Raw genomic sequence first — 19,790 nt, 5'->3', positions numbered from 1 at the left:
ATTTTTTAAGTTCCTTCGATGGATGGAGTGACAATAAGACTTAACTTCGGCTAAATTAAAAAATAGTGGTAAAGCGTAAGGGTAACAACTATGTCAGCACGATTATTATTGGTAGATGATGAACCGGGCTTGCGGGAAGCAGTACAAGCTTATTTGGAAGATAGCGATTTTGCGGTTGAGGTGGCCAGTAATGCTCGGGATGGGTGGGAACTCTTGCAGCAGTACAATCCCGATTTGGTGATTTCAGACATTATGATGCCCCAGGTGGACGGTTATCAATTTCTCAAGCAAGTGCGGGAAGATCCTCGCTATAAGGCTTTACCGGTGGTGTTTTTGACGGCTAAGGGGATGACGAGCGATCGTATTCAAGGCTATCAAGCAGGCTGCGATGCTTATCTTTCTAAGCCCTTCGATCCCGACGAGTTAGTAGCAATAGTAACCAATTTGCTGGCCCGCCGCGCCGCTGCTAAGGAGACGAGCGAAAATGCTGAAAGTCCCGATATTGCTGCTTTGACAAGCCAAATGGCGAGAATTGAGTCTTTGCTGAGTGGGCGGAGTTCGATCGCCCAAAGTCCTTCGCCGATTAAAATTGATTTGACTCCGCGAGAACAAAGTGTTTTGGATTTGGTTGCTCAAGGTTTGATGAATAAGGAAATTGCCCGCCGCTTGGAAACTAGCGTGCGTAATGTGGAAAAGTACGTCAGCCGTTTGTTTAGCAAGACGGGTACTAACAGCCGTACTGAGTTGGTTCGCTTCGCTCTCGAACACGGCTTGACGAAATAGGAGTCCTCTCGACTTGGCTGGAGGCTCTGCCTCGCCGAGCTGCGTTACCAGGCTCTTCCTGGTAACGAGAATTATGCAACAACTTAGAAATGTTAAGATATAAGTATTGACAGATTTCCGGTGGCTGTGGTATGTCACATCAGCTTGCTGGTGGCAGCGCGGGAGTGCGAAAACTGGTGTGCGATCAAACTTCTCACCCACTTTGCTTTGAGTCTGAGATGAACACTCGCAAAGGCTGGGGAATTACTTAACGGGAAAACCTGACTGTTTAAGAGTTTTCACGTAGTAAATACAAAGGCAAACAGTTGACCGGATATGCTCAGTTAAGCAAACTTGCCGCGAAGAGTCACACATAAGGTTATATCCTGTGGAAAAACAAGCCACTATTAATTAATGACTCTGCTCAAAAACGGATACTTGCAAACGGCAGGAGTGGTAAGTAGCCCACAATTTTAGACCCTAGTTCAAGCTCTCAGATTCATCTGTGGAGTAAATCTAAACTCTAAAATCTAAAATCGACTCACAGCGCTCTAAAGTAGCGGCGGATGTTGAATGTATAGCAGCAAAGCTTAGTTTATATGAGGAGGATACCATGAGGAAAATCTCGGCGCGACAAACAATAAGTGCCATAGTAGCACTGCCGATCGTATTAATAGCCAATACAACTCAAGCTTTAGCCACTGATACCGGTCAGAAAATAGAGCCAATTAAGAAAGTTTCGGATTTTGGCGATGAGCTAGATTTTGATATTGGGCCACCAACAACAATCAGCATTGAAGAAAGCGAGGATTGGGATGAACCTGATTTTACAGCTACTTTAGATATGGAGATTAGTAAATTTATGACAAAAAATCTTCAAGCTGTAATTGATGAGCCGCCCCCGGTAGTTTATCTCAGTGCTGCAAGGGGTCAGTCAAGCAAGGAATGCCGGATTTCAGCGATATGCGAATAACTGAATCGGATTTGTGCGATTTGGGCGATGGCTGGGAACCCTGCAAACAAAGACTCTTTTGCTGGCTAGAATTTGAGCAATTATCAAGATTTCAGTAAAATCCGGTTGATTTTGCTGGGAATATGCGAATAACAGAGTATGTATTTTTTTGGGTATGCTTTAATTGCGATCGGCTAAAACAATAAGTATGCAGGCTGAAATAAACTTAACTAATTGATAGTTCCCACTGATGGGAAATCGCCCCAAATGGCAGAAATAAAATTAATCATGTGATTGTTCGCTGTAATTGGCAAACGTAAAAACGGGTAAAAGTAAACTTAGTTAGAGCAACCGCCAAAACGGTTAGGACATTCTTAATTGCACTTTCCCCCTGCGGTCAATTCCTTCCATCCGTTACACCCCTTACATCCGTTACATCCGTTAAAAAATCCGTTGCCGAACTTCCTTTTTTCGGCAGTTGACAGCACCTATCCTGAGAAACTTTTTCAAAAATTAATTATGATTAATTCGCACTGCCAGCAAGAAACCGCAGCACAGCAAAACAAAAGTTCGCTGCAAACTCTCACCCGGACTCTGAGAATGTCTCAGGGGCAATTTTCGCTGATTTTGGTACGGTGCAATTACAGTGCGATGAGAGAGCAAACGGCACGGCAATTGCGGGAGGAGTCTGGGATCGAGATTCGAGAAATTGTCCTCCCGCCATCTGTTAAAACTCTTTACACGACTATAGAAACCAAAGTTTCCTGCAGCCACCCGTCAGCTTTAATGGTGTTTGGATTGGAATCGGTAAGTGCGATCGATCGACTGCTGACTTCTACCAACTACGTGAGGGAAGAATTTCGGAATAATTTTCCCTTTCCGGTGGTGCTGTGGGTGACAGACAAAATATTAAAAAAACTGATTCGGTTAGTAACAGATATCGAGACTTGGACGACCACTGTTGAATTTGTTCTCGGGCCAGACGACTTGGTGGATTTCCTGGGCAAAAGTGCCGATCGCATTTTTTCCCACATTTTAGAAAGTGGCAATTGGCGTTTAACTAATTCTGCCATTCTCGGAGCCAATTCTTTGAGTGAACTAGAGTCGGCTAGCCAAGACTTGCAAACTTGCAACATCAGGTTAGAACCAGCTATTGAAGCGAGTTTGCAATTTATTCGCGGTAGGCACGAATATGCTTGTCACCGCATCCCTGCGGCTATTGAGTTGTATCAAAAAAGTCTCAGTTTTTGGAAGCACCAAGTAGCATTTAGTGGACAAAAAACAGAATTTAGCAATTTGTTATTTACCGTTCACCCAGCACCGGTTTTAGAGGGAATTCTGCTATTCCACATCGGTCTTTGCTACCGCTTCCAAGCAGAACAACACCGCAGCGGCAACCGTCCTTACTGGACGGAAGCTAAGAATTATTTTCAGGAATGTATTGATGTTTTAGAACGCGCGGGACGATCGGATGCCGTTGGTATATTCATCAATCAACTCGGCGAAGTATTGCAGCATTTAGAAGATTGGGATGCACTCTGGAATTTAGCTATCAAAGCTCGGAGGTTACATGAAAATATGGAAAATTCAGAAGTTAATTTGGCTCAAGATTACGGCTTTTTGGCTAGAGTAGCCTTAGAGCAAAACAACTGGGAAGGGGCGAAAAAATGGGCTTTAGTCGCTCTAGACGCTCTCAACTCAAATTTAGAAGCGACGGGACAGGGAACGCCTGTAAAGTCGCATCATCAAGGCTTGTATCTGTTAATTTTAGCAGAGGCCCAGAGTCAGTTGGGCGAGATGGAGGAGGCGATCACACATTTAGAGCTTGCTCGCTTGGAAACCGAACCTTGCTACAACCCGCAACTGTATTTGCGGGTTTTAGAAATGCTGCGATCGCTCTATTTTCAGCGGGGAAAATATCTCGAAGCATTTCAAATTAAGCAAGATTATCGAGCGGTGGAACACACGTATCGGTTCCGAGCTTTTATTGGAGCCGGAAAGTTGCAGCCGCACAGAGAAGCGGTTAATTCCGTCGCCGAAACTCTTGCCGACGCTGCTACTATTGCTGACGAAATTACTGCTTCCGGCAGAGAGCAAGACCTCAACCGCTTGATATATAGGATGAACAATACCCCCGACAAACTGACAGTAATTTACGGTCAGTCTGGAGTTGGCAAAAGTTCAATTGTCACGGGAGGATTAGTACCAGCTCTCAAACAAAAAAAAATAGAAATGCGGACTGTTTTGCCGATAGTGCTGCAAGTTTACAACAACTGGCCGCGGGAATTGACCCGACAGTTATCTGCTGGGAAAGCTGAAATATTCGATCCGGAAATTGCCGAAGCAGTACCAGAAATTGCTCCTGTAGATTTTCCAGTAGAAGCAGGTGGAGTCAAGGGAAATCTTATTTCGGGATTTCACGGTGGAGCGACTGGGAATAATGAGGATCAAAGGGAGCAGTCACAGCCAGTAGAATTAATCCTACAACAACAGGCGATCGAATACGAAAACATTATCAAGGAGCTGCAAAGAAATTCAGAACATTTAGTGACTGTTCTGATATTTGACCAATTTGAAGAATTCTTTTTCGTGTGGAAAGAGCCAGGGGAAAGACAAATATTTTTTGATTTTTTGCGGGAATGCTTGAAAATCAAATATTTAAAAGTAGTCCTGTGTTTGCGAGAAGATTACCTGCACTATTTGCTGGAATTTTCCCGACCCAAAAACCAGACTGGATTCGTTAACAATGATATTTTGGAGGACATTCTCAGCAAAAATATTCTGTTTTATTTGGGAAATTTTTCGCTGGTAGATGCGCGCTCCGTAATTCGCACTTTAACTGAGCGAGCACAGTTTTACTTAGAACCGGAGCTGATCGAAGAATTAGTCAAAAATTTAGCTGGAGAATTGGGAGAAGTCCGCCCGATCGAACTACAACTTGTCGGCGCTCAACTGCAACAAGAGAACATTAGAACTTTAAGTCAATATCAGGAACTAGGCAACAACCCGCAACAAAAATTAGTCGAAAGATTTCTCGAAGAAGTCATCAAAGATTGTGGCCCCGAGAATGAAGTAGCTGCACGCAGAGTATTGTATTTGCTCACAGATGAAGATGAGATACGTCCCCTAAAAACCCGCGCCGAATTAGCCTCGAATTTAGCGACATTTGCCGAAGCTGACAAATTAGATTTAGTATTAGAACTGTTAGTAAACTCTGGTTTAGTTTTTCGCTGGACGGAACTGCCGGCCGAGCTTTACCAGCTCGTTCACGACTATCTAGTTAGTTTCATCCGCCAGCAGCAGGAATTAGATAAAAAGGCAGAATTTGAGGAACTGCGAAAGCAAAACCAAATTAACCGAGATGAAATTGAACAAATTCGCAAAGACAGAGAGCGAGATGCTTTGCTGTCGGAAGCTAGAGAGAAACAGCACGAAGCGGAAGCTCAACTTTACCAATCTCGGAGATGGCAATTGCGGGCGGCGGTTCTAGGACTGCTTGTACTCGCAGGTGTTTCGGGGATGGCATTCGAGCAAGCAAAATTAGCAGAAAGCGCACGGCAGGAAGCAGAAAAAAGTCGGACTGATGCCCTAAATTCGGCGTCGGAAGCTTTAGTGATATCTAATGAAAAAAATCAATTAGGAGTGTTGGAAAATAGTATCAAAATTGCTCGTGATTCTCAGAAAAGTACAGCGCTACCTGTGGAGACTAAAAATCAAATTTCTGAAAGACTCAGACAAGCAGTTTCCGGGGTGCAAGAACGCAACCGTTTCGAGCAGCACAGCAAGTTTGTTCTGGATGTGAGTGTCAGCCCCGACGGCAATTCAGTTGCTTCGGCAAGTGCTGACAAAACTGTTAAGTTGTGGAGTAAAGAAGGTAAGTTATTAAAAACTTTCAATCACCCAGATAGCGTGACGAGTGTTACTTTTAGTCCCGATGGGAAAACGATCGCTACTGGTTGTGCCGATCGCACAATTAGAATTTGGCAAGTAGATAACGACAAAAGTGCGATCGGCATTTTATCCGGCCACCGCGATATCGTCACCAGCGTCAGTTTCAGTCCCGACGGCAAAACCCTAGCTTCCGCCAGTCACGACAACACCGTCAAAATCTGGAACCTTGCGGACAAAAAATTGCTGCAAACCTTAACCGGACACAAAGACTGGGTGCTCGGCGTCAGTTTCAGTCCCGACGGCCAAACAATTGCCTCAGCAAGTGTTGACAAAACTGTCAAACTTTGGGATCGAGAAAGTAAAACCCAGAAATTTAAAATTAATCCCAAAACATTAACCAAGCATTCTGGCATTGTTTACAGCATTAAGTTCAGTCCAAACAGTCGAGAACTCGTCTCAGCAAGTGCCGACACCACAGCCAAAATTTGGAATCGAAACGGTGAGGAAATCAGAACTCTCAAAGGACACAACGATGAAGTTGTCAGCGCGAGTTTCAGTCGCGACGGCGAAAAAATTGTCACCGGCAGTGCAGACGATACGGTAAAAATTTGGAGTCGCAGCGGCATTTTGCTCAACACTTTTCGAGGACATCAAGATGACGTGAGGGCCGTAAGTTTCAGCGGGGACGGCACTATTGCTTCCGCAAGTAAGGACAAAATAGTGAAAATTTGGAAACCGGATAGCACTCCGCTGAATAAGATTTTATCGGGACATGGAGACTGGGTTTACAAAGTCAGTTTTAGTGCTGACAGCAAAATAATTGCCTCTGCTAGCGGGGACAAAACAGTGAGACTTTGGCGGGCTGACGGCAGTTTATTCAAAATCTTAGAAGGCCACAAGGATTCTGTTACCTGGGTGAGCATTTCACCTGATGATAAAACTGTTGCTTCGGCCAGCGATGACAAAACCGTGAAAGTCTGGAGTTTAAACGGCAAACTGTTAGATACTCTCAGCCACAGCGGCATTGTCAGAAGCGTGAGTTTTAGTCCCGACGGAAAGATAATTGCCGCCGCAAGTGCCGATCGCAAATTGTACCTCTGGCGCTGGAACGGTTCTAAAGCAACTTTGTTTGCAAAACTCGATCACAGCAATCCAGTAATTAGCGTTAGCTTCAGTCCCGACGGCAAAACTATTGCTACTGCTACCGCTGCTGAGGACAAGGCAAGCGGGAAGAAAAAGGCTTTTGAGATTACCGGAGAAAAGAGAGTTTACCTGTGGCAATTTAACGGTTCGTCGGCGAAAATTATGAAAACTCTCGACCACCAAGACAGCGTTAAAAATGTTAGTTTCAGTCCCGACGGCAAGACTATTGCTGCTGCTTGCGCTGACAAAAAAGTTTATTTGTGGGGGTTTGATGGAAAGGTGGCAAATTTAACTGAAAAACTCGACCACAGCGATACTGTAGAAAGCGTGAGTTTTAGTCCAGACGGCAAATTAATTGCGGCGGCGAGTGGGGGAAATACTGTTAAGCTGTGGAATTTTGACGGCAAGAAGGCGCTGCTATCGAAGACTTTGGAGTCGAGCGATCGGGTGTTGAGCGTTACTTTTAGTTCTGATAGCAAAACTCTGGCTTTTGCTAGCAGCGATAAAACTGTAATTCTGTGGCCTGTGGAGAATTTTGAACTGAATAAAATCATTGCTCGGAGTTGCGAATGGTTGGGAGATTATTTGCAGAACGACCCGAATGTTGCTGAGGGCGATCGACTGCTGTGTCTTGGGTTTGGGAAACAGGCGTTAAATAAGAGGAAGTAAACCTGGTTTGTAGTGAGGACTCCAGTTTTCTCTCTGCCTGTGAAGGAGGATTAAAGTCCTTACTGCGAACCTATTCTTGAATAGAGATTAAAACATCTATCTGTTGAGTAGTTTTTTCTGTTGTAAATTTGCGGTAAAATTCGAGTAATAAATTTAACTCCTCTGGCGGTTCCCCCGTCGAGCCAATAGAAGTAAGTCGGTCTGTGGCAGAATTGTATTGTACAGTGCGCTCAAAAAAAACGCTTTGAAAAACAACAAAATTCTTGCCTTCAAAATTTTTATTTCATTCTGCCGAATGCCTTGTGCTCCGGCTGCCTTTCTTCAACTAATCCACAATTCAAACAAAAGGTAAACCACATGGATGTCAACTCCCAAAATGTCCAACCAATCCCGCCATTCAACGAGACAAACGAGGAAACACCAGAGATAGGTGGCGGCTTGCCCGTAATAGAATATTGGGCAAAACATACATTGTCCCCGGAAGGGCCGAAACTTTGGAAAACTTTGCTGCACAAAAGTGCTTGCTTGTCCTGTTCTTGGGGCACTGGCGGGCAGAAAGGAGGTTTTACAAATGAAGAGGGCGAAAAACTTCAGCGGTGCATGAAAAGCGTCGAAGCAATCTCCGCTGAAATCAAGCCGGCTATCTCAACTCAATTTTTTGAACAGCAGAGTATTGCACAACTTCAGCAATTAACTTCAATGGAAGCCGATAGGTTGGGAAGGCTGAGTTTTCCGATGATTTTGCGGGCTGGTTCATCTCATTACGATCGCATTTCTTGGGAAGAAGTTTATCAAATTGCCGAAGCTGCTTTTCGCAAAACCCCCGAAAGAGTCGCATCTTACAGTTCCGGTCGCTCTTCCAACGAAGCGGCTTTTCTGCTGCAATTGATGATGCGGGCGATGGGTTCCAATAACTTAGCAGATTGTTCAGATCTCTGCCACGCTCCCTCGACAACTGGCTTAAGCGAAATGTTTGCCACACGCACCTCGGTAGTGAGTCTAGAAAACTTGAAGCAAGCAGATTGCGTGGTACTCGCGGGCAGCAATTCTTCCTACAACCATCCCCGCTTGATGAACGAGTTAATTAAAATTCGCGACAAAGGCGGTAAAATAATTGTAATCAATCCGGTGATGGAAATCGGGTTAGTCAAGTTTGGTTCTCCCGCATTTCCCGTCAAGTCGCTCATCCCCGGTTCCGATATTTCCTCTTTATACTTGCAACCAATTCCCGGCAGCGATACGGCGCTATTTGTCGGCATTCAAAAGTCTATAATCGAACAAGGATTGCTGGACAAAAAATACTTACAAGCCTATACAGAAGGCTGGGAAGCAGTAGTCCAGCACGCCCGGGAAACGTCTTGGGAAAATATTACTAAAACCTGCGGAGTTTCCCGCGCAGAAATTGAGGCAGCCGCCAACATTATCGGCACGTCCCAGCGGGTTGTCTTCGGTTGGGCGATGGGAATTACCCAACACGATAACGGTGTAGATAACGTTTTCAGCATTGCCAATACTGCCTTAATGACAGGAAATGTCGGCAAAGAAGGGGCGGGATTAATGCCCGTGAGAGGACACTCAAATGTCCAAGGATTCGGCTCGATGGGCGTCACTGTGAAGCTGAAAAAAGAAATTCAACAAGCTTTAGAAAAGTTATTGAATCGTCCCCTCAGCCCTGTTAAAGGCTACGACACTCGATCGCTCATTGAAGCAGCAGATGCAGGCAAAGTCGATACGCTGATATGTCTGGGCGGCAACTTGTACGGGGCAAATCCAGATTCAACGCAGGCCAAACGCGCTTTAGCCAATGTTGAAACCGTTATCTACCTCGCAACCAAACCGAACTTAGGGCATTTTCACGGATTGGCAAAGCACAATACAATTGTGCTCCCCGTCCTGAATCGCTTTGAAAACCCCCACAAAACAACGGTGGAATCTGGGAATAACTTTGTGCGTTTAAATGATGAGGGCGAAACTCATCTCCAGAATTCGGATTTGATTCCTGAAGTGCATTTTTTGACAGAATTAGCTAGCAGAATTCACGGCGATTTTCCCGTTGATTGGCGCAGGCTTCAAGACACAAAATACGTTCGCCAATTGATTGCTAAAACTATTCCTGGCTATGAAAAGATGGCGACAATTGATGAAACAAAAGAGGAATTTACCATCAGCGGTCGCATTTTTACAGAACCTAAATTCCCTACAGAGTCTGGGAAAGCGAAGATGTTTGTCACGCCTTTACCTAAGCTGAAATTACCGCAACCTCAAGAGTTTGGAGTACCGGAATCGGTGCGGGGTTTAGTTGTGGCATTGATGACGGGACGAAGCTATTCTCAGCACAATACTGTCGTCTACAAAATTGATGACAAGTACCGGGGAATGCCGCACCGTAACTGCATTTTGATGAATCGTGCGGATGCAGAAAGCACGGGTTTTCAAGAACATCAGCGGGTTACGGTGCAGGGAAATGTGGGGAAAATGGAAAATGTCGAGGTGATTTACGGGGCGGTTCGTGAGGGTGCTGCTTTGATGTTTTATCCTGAAGTTAATGTGATTTTTCACTCGGAGATTGAAAAGCGATCGGGTACGCCTGCTTACAAGCGCGTACCTGCTTTTGTATACGCGGAAGTTCGGGAACGGATTCTGTAACGGATGTAACTGATGTTATGATTAGCTCTGCCTTATTTCTTCTATAACTCACATTTTGGATGATTTTTAAGAACAGGCAAGATGCCTGTTCCACAAGGAGTTAATTTTTTGTGGGGTGGGCATCTTGCCTGCACCTATGCAAGTCTTAATTAACTCTTAATTTGCAAAGTTCTACCGCGCCAAGTCCATCCCCAACCGGTTTCAGTTTTAATCGCAGAACCGATCGCCATTGCCGCCACTAACGCACCTCCGAAACCTCCTAACCACCAGTATTTCGTCGGAACTTCAGAAATCTCGGCACCCAGGCGGCGCAAAGTGTAATGCTGCCAAATTACGATTACGGATAAACAGATAGTTAACCAGGTAATTGGCAATTGGTAATTGGTAATTGGTAATTGGTAATTGGTGATATTCAGAATTTCTGCGAAGTCCCCGTTTGCCAGCAAAATAGCTAATGCCAACCACGGCATCGGATAAAGAAAAAACATAATTGCAGCCATGTAAACCATCAAGCCCCAACTGCGGTTAGCGCCGAGATACAGATTCTTTGTCCAGCCTTCCCACAATGCGCTCCAAGACCGATACATCCGCACGGATGCCAAATTTGACCCGGAATAAAGTCCGAGCTTTAAACCCGCACGTTTGATGCGCCTAGCTAATTCCACATCTTCAACAATTTCGCTTGCAACTGCTTCGTGACCGCCGATTTTTTCATAAGCCGATCGCCTAAATAACATGAACGGCCCGCCCGCAAAAGCACTGTTTGTTGTCGGATCGTTGACGGCGGTAAAGTCGTAGCAAACTGCTAGGTGACTGAACATTATCGGCTGCACCAACCACTCGGCAAAACACTCGCAAACCAGGGCTGGCATACAGGTGAACAAATCTATTTTCTCAGTTTCTGCTGTTGCAATAGCGGTTTCGATCGCCCCTGGTTTGAGTCGCACGTCGGCATCGATAAATAATAAGAAGTCTCCGGTTGCTATTTGAACAGCTTGGGCGCAGGCCCAGTTTTTGCCGGCCCAATATTGGTTCGCAGGTCGCGGCTGACCTGCTAATATTTTAAGCCGGGGGTCGTTGAGATGCTGTTGCAGGGATTGCCCGATCGCCTTGGTGTCGTCTGTCGAGCGATCGTCTACAATTAAAACCTCTAAGTTGTCCACAGACAGCGGTGTACTCTCCAAAATGGCGATCGCGCAATCCCGAATATTCTCTTCCTCGTTGTATGCTGGTACGATTACCGAAACTTTAGGGAACTGCGCGGCGGGTTCCGGTGAGGGCGTCGCGGAACTTCTGTCGGTTCGAGGCGCATTTTTGACCGATCGGCGCAAATTCTTAGTGTAAGCTCTACTTACAATGAGAGAAAAAATTAGCAGGGTTAACAATATCAAAGCGAACTGACCTCAAAATTTCGGTACACCATTTGTCTCCCTAAATATTAAAAAATATTAAAACAAAAAGCTAGTCGATCGCCCGAAAAGTTATTTTGACCGAAAGCATCCAGGATACAAGCCCCCGGATTCATCCGTGGGGTCAATGCTTCAATCTAAAATCTAAAATCTAAAATCTAAAATCGATTGACCGCCTCTTTTGCTATAATTTGTGAGCATCTTTCGGGTCGCCCGCAGCGAGGGGCAAGACCCCTCACCCAGACAGCGACCGAAAAGCCGAGGATAGATATCAGTTGTCAGAGGAGATTGCAATGGGCGAATTTTTTACAGTCGATGTGTTTGCGAACACGATAGCGGTACTCGGCGCTTTGGGTTTTTTCTTTTTGGGATATCAAGCTTTGCAGATGTTGAAAAAATAAAGTATGTCAGAACACAGATGTTGCACCATTGTCAAGAACGGGCAGGATGCCCGTTCCACAAAGAATGAGTTTTCTGGTGGAACAGGCATCTTGCCTGTTCCTAAACAAGTAATTGAGAATGGTGCAATATCTCAGTCAGAAGTCACAAGTCAGAAGTCAGAAGGAAAGAAGTCAGAAGGAAAGAAGGAAGAGGGAAGAAGTCCGATGGAAGTCGGAAGAAGGAAAGAAAGAAGAAGGAAAGAAAGAAGAAGGAAAGAAACAACTATTCCGAATACCCAATGCCGTGTTTTGCCAATGCCCAATGCCCTGTTTGGCAAATGCCCAGGAACACCTAATTTACCTCAAAAAGGCTATACAACTGACTCAACAGTGCAACTGTTTCTTGCGAAAATCAACCAAAAAAAGGCTGCGTTATTATCATGGTGAGCCAACTTTTAGATGGACGCTATCAAATCATTGAAGTCATAGAAACAGGAGAATTTGGACAAACCTATCTTGCCAAAGATATTCGCCGTCCCGGAGAACCGCAGTGCTTTGTCAAGCACCTGCGTCCCGGTACTACCGAACCGAAATTAATTAATACTACGCGCCGTCTTTTTCAAAAAGAAGCCGAAGTTCTAGAAAAGCTCGGTCAACACGACCAAATTCCTCAGCTATTCGCTTATTTTGAAGAAAATGAAGAATTTTTCTTAGTAGAATCCTTTGTTGCCGGTCACTCGCTATCAACCGAGATTGTACCGGGCAAGCCTCTAACTGAAGAAAAAATGATTGCTTTGCTGAAGGAACTGTTAGAAATTTTAGTGTTTGTACACGGACAGGGAGTAATTCACCGAGATATTAAACCGGCAAATTTAATCCGCCGCTATTCAGACAACAAGTTAGTTTTAATCGACTTTGGCTCGGTGAAAGAAATTCACATCGCTCAAAGACAAGCGCCGGTAACTGTGCGGATTGGCACTCTGGAATATATGCCGATCGAACAATTTCAATACAACCCGCAACTCAACAGCGATATCTACGCTTTGGGAATGATTGGCATCCAAGCAATGACGGGTTTGCCGGCTTACGATTTGCCGAAACTGCGGGATTTGAAAAATTCTAATAAAGGCGAAATAGTTTGGCGGCATTTAGCCACGTGTTCCCAAGCGCTGGCCGATGTTTTGGATAATATGGTGCGCTACGATTTTCGGGAGAGGTACCAGTCGGCGGCGGAAGCTTTAGCCGATTTGAGGAAAATTGGCGATCGCTCGCGGGCGCGGATTCCAAAGCTGACAATATATCGCGAAGAAGTCGATCGGCGCAGCAGCAGCCGCGGTGACATTACAGTAGTCGGTCGTAGAATATTAGATGAACTGCGCGTCAGTTTGGAATTACTGCCAGAAGAAGCAGAGGCGATCGAAGATGAGGTATTGAACCCTTACCGGAAATACAGAGAAAAAGGCGAACGCTACGAACAATCACTGCAAGAAGCAATGCAGCAAGAATATCCCTTTTCTCAGGAAACTCGCGACGAATTAAAACGCTTGCAGCAAGTTTTAGGGCTTACCGACGAAGATGCCGCGAAAATCGAAGAATTAGTGATTCCTAAATCTTTATTTGCTAAATTGTACAAGGCGATATCCGCAGTTTTGGAGGGACACCGCAATCCCAGTGGGCCACCCGCCAGCAGCGCCCCTCAACTCGAATTGCAGGCAAGTCCGGCGGTATCCTCGCAGGTAAATCTTAACGGAAAAACCGATTTCTCGTTAGCGCAGCCCTCGGAGAGGATCGCCAGCGCAGCAACAATTGTCCCTAAAGAAACTCGCAAATTCAATCCTTATCTCGCCGGGGCAACAATTGCGGCTATCTTAGCTGCGATCGGCGGAATTTACGGATATCTCAAGTGGCAAGAATGGCAGCAGCGAGTCCAGAAAGAATCCCAACAGCTCAATCAAATTGAAGCTCTCTATAAAGCCAGCAATTATGAAGGTTGCATCAGCCAAATACCAACAATTGCCAACACTTCCAGCAGCTATTCGTCTGCTCAGGAGTTACAGGAACAGTGCCAAGCAGGTCTGCGGTGGAAAAACGCCAAAGTAAAAAATTTCGCTCAGCATTCAGATGCCGTTGGGTCTGTTGCTTTCAGTCCAGACGGCTTAATGTTAGCGAGCGGTTCTAAAGACAAAACCATCCAAATTTGGGATTTAGCTACAGGCAAGTCGATCCGCACTTTTCCAGGAGATTCCTCCACTATTTGGTCGGTTGCTTTTGACTCAACCGGTACGAAACTGGCGACTGGAACCGGTTTTTGGCGAGTCATGCTGTGGGATTTGAAAACAGGGCAAGTGATTCGCAGTCTCGACCATACTGCTTCTGTTTGGTCTGTCGCTCTGAGCCCCGACGGACAGCTCATTGCTAGCGGCAGCGGAGACAAAACCACGAAAATTTCGGATGCAACAACTGGCAGTTTGATTCAGAATTTGCCCGACCATACAGATTTTGTTTATTCTGTTGCTTTCACTCCCGATGGAAAAAGTTTGATTAGCGCTTCTAAGGATAAAAAAATTACAGTTGTTGATGTAGCCACGGGGAGGTTGCTCAAAACTCTGGAGGGACACGGCGACGCGGTGAGGTCGGTTGCTGTTAGCCCGGACGGCAAGACAATTGTTAGCGGTTCCTACGATGAAACTATTAAAATCTGGAATCTCGAAACAGGAGATTTAATTCGCTCTATCAAGGGGCATTCTGACGATATTGTCTCGGTTGCTATCAGCCCGGACGGGAAGTTTATTGCGAGCGGGAGCAAGGATAAAACTATTAAAATTTGGGATTTTGCTACCGGAGAACTGCTGAACACTTTGACGGGACATTCCGATGAGGTTTATGTGGTGACTTTTAGTCCCGATGGCAAAACTATTGCTAGCGGTTCTAAAGACCATACTATTAAGTTGTGGTTGAGGTAATACCATTTTAGGTTTAAGATTTGAGATTTTAGATTGGAAGGACGGCGTTGCTGATTCACGGTATGAATTACCTTTTCGCTTGAAGTTACAAAAGTCACCCGCTTCTTCCTTCATATATAGCAATCCTAAATCATTATCAAGACTATGATGCAATTATATGCAATACTTGATTCTGACAATAAAAAAATGAATAACTTACAACTGCCACAAAAAGATAGGGAAAAAGAAATAGCTTATGAGAGAATCTTTCATTAAAAGCGATATCGAGGCCAGAGAACTAAAACGAGCAATAGCTGTAAAGATGGCGATCTCAGGTAATATCTACCATGAAATTAGCAAGATATGGCGTGTCAGTAATTTTTTTATTGGTTATTAGATAGAAAAAGCAATTTAAAACCAAAGGCATCGCCGGAATCAAACTAGGACATAAAGGGTATTTAACAGCTCTAAAAAATACTGAAGTAATCGAGTGATTAAAGAATAAATAATATTGGAATTTAGATGAGCTGGTTACTTATTTAGAGCGCTAATTTGGTGTGATATAAATCAAAACAGAGTTACTATGAACTTTTAGACTGGCGAAAATTAGTAAAAAAAACACTCAAAAAACCAATTCTAAATTTGATAAAGAACGGGTCAAAAAAAGACGGAAGAAATTAACGATATTTTATTTAAAAACAAGGCAGGTATAGAATCTGGGGAAATAATAGTATGATTTTTAGAGGAATGTCATCTACTTCATAGTGATTTGACTGCTTATGTTTGGGGTCAATCCTTGCATCAGAATTGAAGTCCCAATTATCAATGAAAAAGCATAGACCAACTTATTTGGGCGCCCTCAATTATCAAAGCAAAGAATTCCATGTTCAGAGCCATCCATCTGGTGAGGAAAATCAACAGTTAAATTCATAAAATACTTACAAAATAAATATAAAAATCGCAAGTTATCTTGATTGGGGATGGAGCTAGTGATCATAAATATGGAGAAGTTATAAACTTTTTATTAGAACTAAATGGTGACAAACAACCTGATAATTGGTCAATTACTTGTATTTTATATGCTCCCAATTCTCCCCATCAGAATCCCGTTGAAGATATTTGCTTACAAGCTAAAAAAATTTTTAATAAAGTATTGGTATTTATGTAGGTATTTTAAGATTGTCAAATTTTTGGAGAGAGTTTTTCACTAACGAACATAAATTTGATTTCCCCAAAACACGTCAATATACTTACACAGAGAAAATCATTTAGGATTGCTCTAGATATAGAAAATCATTTAGGATTGCTATATGCAAGAGGACTGAAGAACAACTCATTAGTCCTATGCAAGAGGACTTGCGCTTTGAGGTAGGGGTTTCAACAAGAGCCGGACTATGGGTTTAACGTGTTTGTTGACACCTATGGGCATTGCCGTGTCCTCTTTTCCTCCGCCAGTCCTCCCGCCTACCCGACAGTTCGCCAGGGAATGAATTCCACGGGGCTTATAGCGAAAGTCCTCTGAAAGAGGACTGAAGAACAACTCATTATATCAAATCCGTTAGCATCGGAATAGTAAATTCGAGTTCACTGTTGACTGTTGACTGTTGACTGTTCACGGCGTCAACCGTCAACCGTCAACATCATAAGGAGTGTAACCGGAAATGATATTAGTCCTATGCAAGAGGACTGAAGAACAACTCATTAGTCCTATGCAAGAAGAATTTCGCTTTGAGGCAGGGAATTCAACCCTTGCCGGAGTCGGGCAGGCGGGAGGACTGTCGCACTGTCGGTTTAACGTGTTTGTTGACACCTACGGGCAGTTCCGCGTCCCTACAGATTTCCCAAAAAAAATGTAACGAGTTGTAAAGTATAATTAAACCGAAGCGAACACAGAGGCCAAGTAGTATCAAATGCGAGTTGCGATCGCCGGAGCAGGCTTAGCAGGACTTTCCTGCGCTAAATATCTTACCGACGCGGGCCACACCCCCATCCTCCTAGAAAGTCGGGACGTACTCGGCGGCAAAGTCGCCGCGTGGAAAGATGCAGACGGCGACTGGTATGAAACCGGCCTCCACATCTTCTTCGGCGCATACCCGAATATGCTCCAACTCTTCAAAGAACTTGACATTGAAGACCGGCTGCAATGGAAAGAACACTCGATGATTTTTAATCAGCCGGAAACCCCCGGAACCTATTCCCGCTTTGACTTTCCCGACCTTCCGGCTCCCTTCAACGGCGTCGCAGCCATCCTGAGCAACAACGATATGCTCACCTGGCCCGAAAAAATCCGCTTTGGTATAGGTTTGATTCCGGCGATGCTTCAGGGTCAAAACTATGTCGAAGCAATGGACAAATACTCGTTTTCCGACTGGCTGAAAAAGCAAAACGTCCCCCCCAGAGTCGAAAAAGAAGTATTCATCGCCATGTCCAAGGCGCTCAACTTCATCGACCCCCACGAAATATCTGCAACCATACTGCTGACAGCCCTCAACCGCTTCCTGCAAGAGAAAAACGGCTCGAAAATGGCCTTTTTAGACGGTTCCCCCACAGAGAGGTTGTGTCAGCCGATGGTAGACTACATAACTGAGCGCGGCGGCGAAGTCCGGCTGAATGCACCCATCAAAGAGTTTTTGCTCAACGATGACAACACGGTGCGCGGTTTCCACATTCGGGGAGTAAAAGGGGCAGAGTCAGAAATTCTGACGGCCGATATTTACGTTTCCGCGATGCCGGTTGACCCGCTGAAGTTGATGATGCCGAAACCTTGGGGCGAAATGGATTATTTCAAACAGCTCGAAGGCTTGGAGGGAGTACCCGTCATTAATGTACACTTGTGGTTCGATCGCAAGCTAACTGAAATCGACCATTTGCTGTTCTCGCGATCGCCCTTGCTGAGCGTCTACGCCGACATGAGCAACACCTGCCGCGAATATGCCAACCCAGACAAATCCATGCTGGAACTGGTTTTAGCACCGGCCAAAGACTGGATCGGCAAATCTGACGAAGATATCGTCGCAGCCACAATGGTCGAGTTAGAAAAACTCTTTCCCGATCAAATCCCAGAACCAGCCAAACTGCTCAAATATCACGTAGTCAAAACCCCTCGTTCCGTTTACAAAGCCACTCCCGGACGCCAGCAGTGCCGTCCCACACAAACAACTCCCATTAGCAATTTCTATCTAACGGGGGATTATACAATGCAGCGTTATCTTGCGAGTATGGAAGGTGCCGTGCTTTCTGGTAAGCTGACAGCGCAGGCTATTTCAACGGCCAATAACCAATGAAAAATTAAGAATTTTTCATAAAGACGTAAAAAATCTCCCGTTTTCTAAACGGGGGAAAATCAGTTCTAATCTTTAAATTTCTTATTCTCGGATGCTGCAACTGTCAAAACTCCAGTGCATGAGAACTCTGGCCTCTGTGGATGACTCTTACGAACTGTGCCGCCAAGTCACGGCGAGTTATGCCAAAAATTTTTATTTAGGCACTCAACTCATGCCCGAAGCCAAGCGTCGGGCGATTTGGGCGATTTACGTCTGGTGCCGCCGCACCGACGAACTCGTAGACGGGCCGGGTTCTGATGCAACGACCCCTGAAACCCTCAATCTGTGGGAAAAACGCCTAGAATCTGTGTTTGCCGGCCATCCTCACGACGACTACGACGTAGCGTTGGTGGATACGCTGTCTCGTTTCCCGATCGACATTCAGCCGTTTCGAGAGATGATTGCGGGCCAGCAAATGGACTTGTACCGCAGCCGCTACGAAACTTTTGAAGAGCTCAATCTTTACTGTTATCGAGTAGCGGGTACTGTAGGGCTGATGTCGATGTCTGTCATGGGTGTAGACGAGTCGAATTCCGCTGCTAACTGGAATTGGCACTGGGGGAATAGAATTCCCAAAGAAGAAGCCATCTCCCTCGGTATTGCCAAGCAGTTGACTAATATTCTGCGCGATGTCGGAGAAGACGCCCGCCGCGGCCGCATTTACATTCCCTTAGAAGACTTAGCCTTGTTTAACTACACCGAAGAAGATTTATTCAACGGTGTAATTGACAACCGCTGGCGGGAATTGATGCGGTTTCAAATTCAGCGAGCTCGCAAATTATACGCTAGCGCCGAACCGGGAATTAAAGTGCTGAGTCCCGATATCCGTTGGACTGTTTGGGCTGCTACTATGCTGTACAGCAGAATCTTAAATGCGATCGAACGAAATCAGTACGATGTTTTCCATAAGCGGGCTTATGTTAGCAATTCTCAGAAACTGCTGTGTCTCCCCGCCGCTTGGCTGAAGTCAAAAGTGCTTTAGTCGCAGCCCGTATTGCTGGCGATTTGGCAACGGGTAAGGGGTATTTGTCAAGTTACAAATTATATGATGTCCAGCAAATTGCATATTAGGTTTGTGGGGATGCGGTAGTGGCGTATCCCTACGTTTGGTGTGTTAATTTAAATCAAATTATAAGTCAAATTAGTGGAGTAGCGGGCGGAATTTGCAATTGGGCGATCGAACTTTCCAACAATTGCTTTTCCTGCTGGAGTTTTACTTCTAAATTTTGAATTTGTTCTCGGCGGGCTTCAACTTCTATCAAGCGGCGAGACAATTCTTGACTCTGCAAAGTGAGAGATTGCCTCCAATCTTCTGCTTTTTGGGCTTCTTGCTGCAAAAAATCGGGAGTAAAGCCTGTTGTTAAATATTTATCTACTAATTGTAGCACCCAGTTGGTCGCTGCTTGAATATGCAAAACCTGGCTATTTTCGTCAACATTTGCTAATACTAAAATCCCTTCATTTAAAACATTAGTTGCAGAGTTAATTGGATTTTGAGCAAAATCTTTCTCTAATGTCAAAAAACTTTCTTCACTAAGAATAGCCCAAGTATCATCAGAATTTTGGCAAGCCAGCAATTGCAGACTTATCTCGCCTAAAATTTCCTGATTTTGTACTTGGGCTAAATATAACATGAGGGTAATTAGTAATGGGTGATGGTTGTAGGATTTGCG

The 19,790-nt window shown here is 44.8% G+C and carries 11 protein-coding genes; 9 read left to right on the top strand and 2 right to left on the bottom strand.

Annotation, left to right across the window (positions count from 1 at the left end):
* The first annotated feature begins 90 nt into the window (after positions 1 to 90).
* From QUA04_RS12440 to QUA04_RS12425, 4 genes are all read left to right on the top strand, one after another.
* Positions 91 to 783: a response regulator transcription factor gene (locus QUA04_RS12440; RefSeq protein ID WP_333038110.1), complete on the top strand. Its 693-nt coding sequence runs from the start codon at positions 91 to 93 to the stop codon at positions 781 to 783.
* Between the two features lie 592 nt (positions 784 to 1,375).
* Positions 1,376 to 1,735, top strand: coding sequence for a hypothetical protein (locus QUA04_RS12435; protein WP_333257382.1), 360 nt, complete (start codon positions 1,376 to 1,378; stop codon positions 1,733 to 1,735).
* 498 nt (positions 1,736 to 2,233) lie between these two features.
* Entirely contained in the window at positions 2,234 to 7,417 is a 5,184-nt protein-coding gene (locus QUA04_RS12430; protein ID WP_333257380.1) for an nSTAND1 domain-containing NTPase, read from the top strand.
* Between the two features lie 357 nt (positions 7,418 to 7,774).
* Entirely contained in the window at positions 7,775 to 10,063 is a 2,289-nt protein-coding gene (locus QUA04_RS12425; RefSeq protein WP_333257376.1) for an FdhF/YdeP family oxidoreductase, read from the top strand.
* A gap of 149 nt (positions 10,064 to 10,212) precedes the next feature.
* On the opposite strand, the gene QUA04_RS12420 is transcribed toward QUA04_RS12425, so the two are convergent.
* On the bottom strand, positions 10,213 to 11,454 hold the full coding sequence (locus QUA04_RS12420) for a glycosyltransferase family 2 protein (RefSeq protein ID WP_333257373.1): 1,242 nt from the start codon (positions 11,452 to 11,454) through the stop codon (positions 10,213 to 10,215).
* 422 nt (positions 11,455 to 11,876) lie between these two features.
* Here QUA04_RS12420 and QUA04_RS12415 point away from each other — a divergent pair, with 422 nt between their 5' ends.
* The 5 genes from QUA04_RS12415 to crtB all read left to right on the top strand — a co-directional run bounded on the left by QUA04_RS12415 (position 11,877) and on the right by crtB (position 19,099).
* Positions 11,877 to 12,299 carry a hypothetical protein gene (locus QUA04_RS12415; RefSeq protein WP_333257370.1) on the top strand — a complete coding sequence of 141 codons (423 nt, stop codon included), beginning with the start codon at positions 11,877 to 11,879 and terminating at the stop codon, positions 12,297 to 12,299.
* A complete protein-coding gene (locus QUA04_RS12410) occupies positions 12,293 to 14,815 on the top strand; it encodes a protein kinase domain-containing protein (protein WP_333257367.1) in 2,523 nt (840 codons plus the stop codon). The genes QUA04_RS12415 and QUA04_RS12410 overlap by 7 nt, the downstream gene beginning before the upstream one ends.
* Positions 14,816 to 16,455: 1,640 nt before the next feature.
* Positions 16,456 to 16,650 (top strand): hypothetical protein, encoded by a 195-nt coding sequence (locus QUA04_RS12405; protein ID WP_333257363.1) that lies wholly within the window; start codon positions 16,456 to 16,458, stop codon positions 16,648 to 16,650.
* 54 nt (positions 16,651 to 16,704) lie between these two features.
* The gene (gene pds / locus QUA04_RS12400) at positions 16,705 to 18,078 is read left to right on the top strand and encodes a 15-cis-phytoene desaturase (RefSeq protein WP_006632784.1); all 1,374 of its coding nucleotides are present in this window, start codon (positions 16,705 to 16,707) and stop codon (positions 18,076 to 18,078) included.
* 91 nt (positions 18,079 to 18,169) lie between these two features.
* A complete protein-coding gene (gene crtB / locus QUA04_RS12395) occupies positions 18,170 to 19,099 on the top strand; it encodes a 15-cis-phytoene synthase CrtB (protein WP_333257359.1) in 930 nt (309 codons plus the stop codon).
* A gap of 154 nt (positions 19,100 to 19,253) precedes the next feature.
* Here the strand turns inward: crtB and QUA04_RS12390 are convergent, their stop codons facing one another.
* Positions 19,254 to 19,751 carry a hypothetical protein gene (locus QUA04_RS12390; protein ID WP_333257356.1) on the bottom strand — a complete coding sequence of 166 codons (498 nt, stop codon included), beginning with the start codon at positions 19,749 to 19,751 and terminating at the stop codon, positions 19,254 to 19,256.
* Positions 19,752 to 19,790 lie beyond the last annotated feature (39 nt).

The organism is Microcoleus sp. S13_C5 (assembly GCF_036700845.1).
GTDB lineage: Bacteria > Cyanobacteriota > Cyanobacteriia > Cyanobacteriales > Microcoleaceae > Microcoleus.
Note: the sequence above shows the minus strand (reverse complement) of the source record. Positions and strands in the feature narration are given on the sequence as shown.

Excerpts from the sequence above, each read along its gene's own strand:
- QUA04_RS12425 (WP_333257376.1), top strand. The coding sequence starts at position 7,775 with ATGGATGTCAACTCCCAAAATGTCCAACCAATCCCGCCATTCAACGAG.
- QUA04_RS12415 (WP_333257370.1), top strand. The coding sequence starts at position 11,877 with ATGTCAGAACACAGATGTTGCACCATTGTCAAGAACGGGCAGGATGCC.
- QUA04_RS12405 (WP_333257363.1), top strand. The coding sequence starts at position 16,456 with ATGATATTAGTCCTATGCAAGAGGACTGAAGAACAACTCATTAGTCCT.
- pds (WP_006632784.1), top strand. The coding sequence starts at position 16,705 with ATGCGAGTTGCGATCGCCGGAGCAGGCTTAGCAGGACTTTCCTGCGCT.
- QUA04_RS12410 (WP_333257367.1), top strand. The coding sequence starts at position 12,293 with ATGGTGAGCCAACTTTTAGATGGACGCTATCAAATCATTGAAGTCATA.
- QUA04_RS12435 (WP_333257382.1), top strand. The coding sequence starts at position 1,376 with ATGAGGAAAATCTCGGCGCGACAAACAATAAGTGCCATAGTAGCACTG.
- QUA04_RS12440 (WP_333038110.1), top strand. The coding sequence starts at position 91 with ATGTCAGCACGATTATTATTGGTAGATGATGAACCGGGCTTGCGGGAA.
- QUA04_RS12430 (WP_333257380.1), top strand. The coding sequence starts at position 2,234 with ATGATTAATTCGCACTGCCAGCAAGAAACCGCAGCACAGCAAAACAAA.
- QUA04_RS12390 (WP_333257356.1), bottom strand. The coding sequence starts at position 19,751 with ATGTTATATTTAGCCCAAGTACAAAATCAGGAAATTTTAGGCGAGATA.
- crtB (WP_333257359.1), top strand. The coding sequence starts at position 18,170 with ATGCTGCAACTGTCAAAACTCCAGTGCATGAGAACTCTGGCCTCTGTG.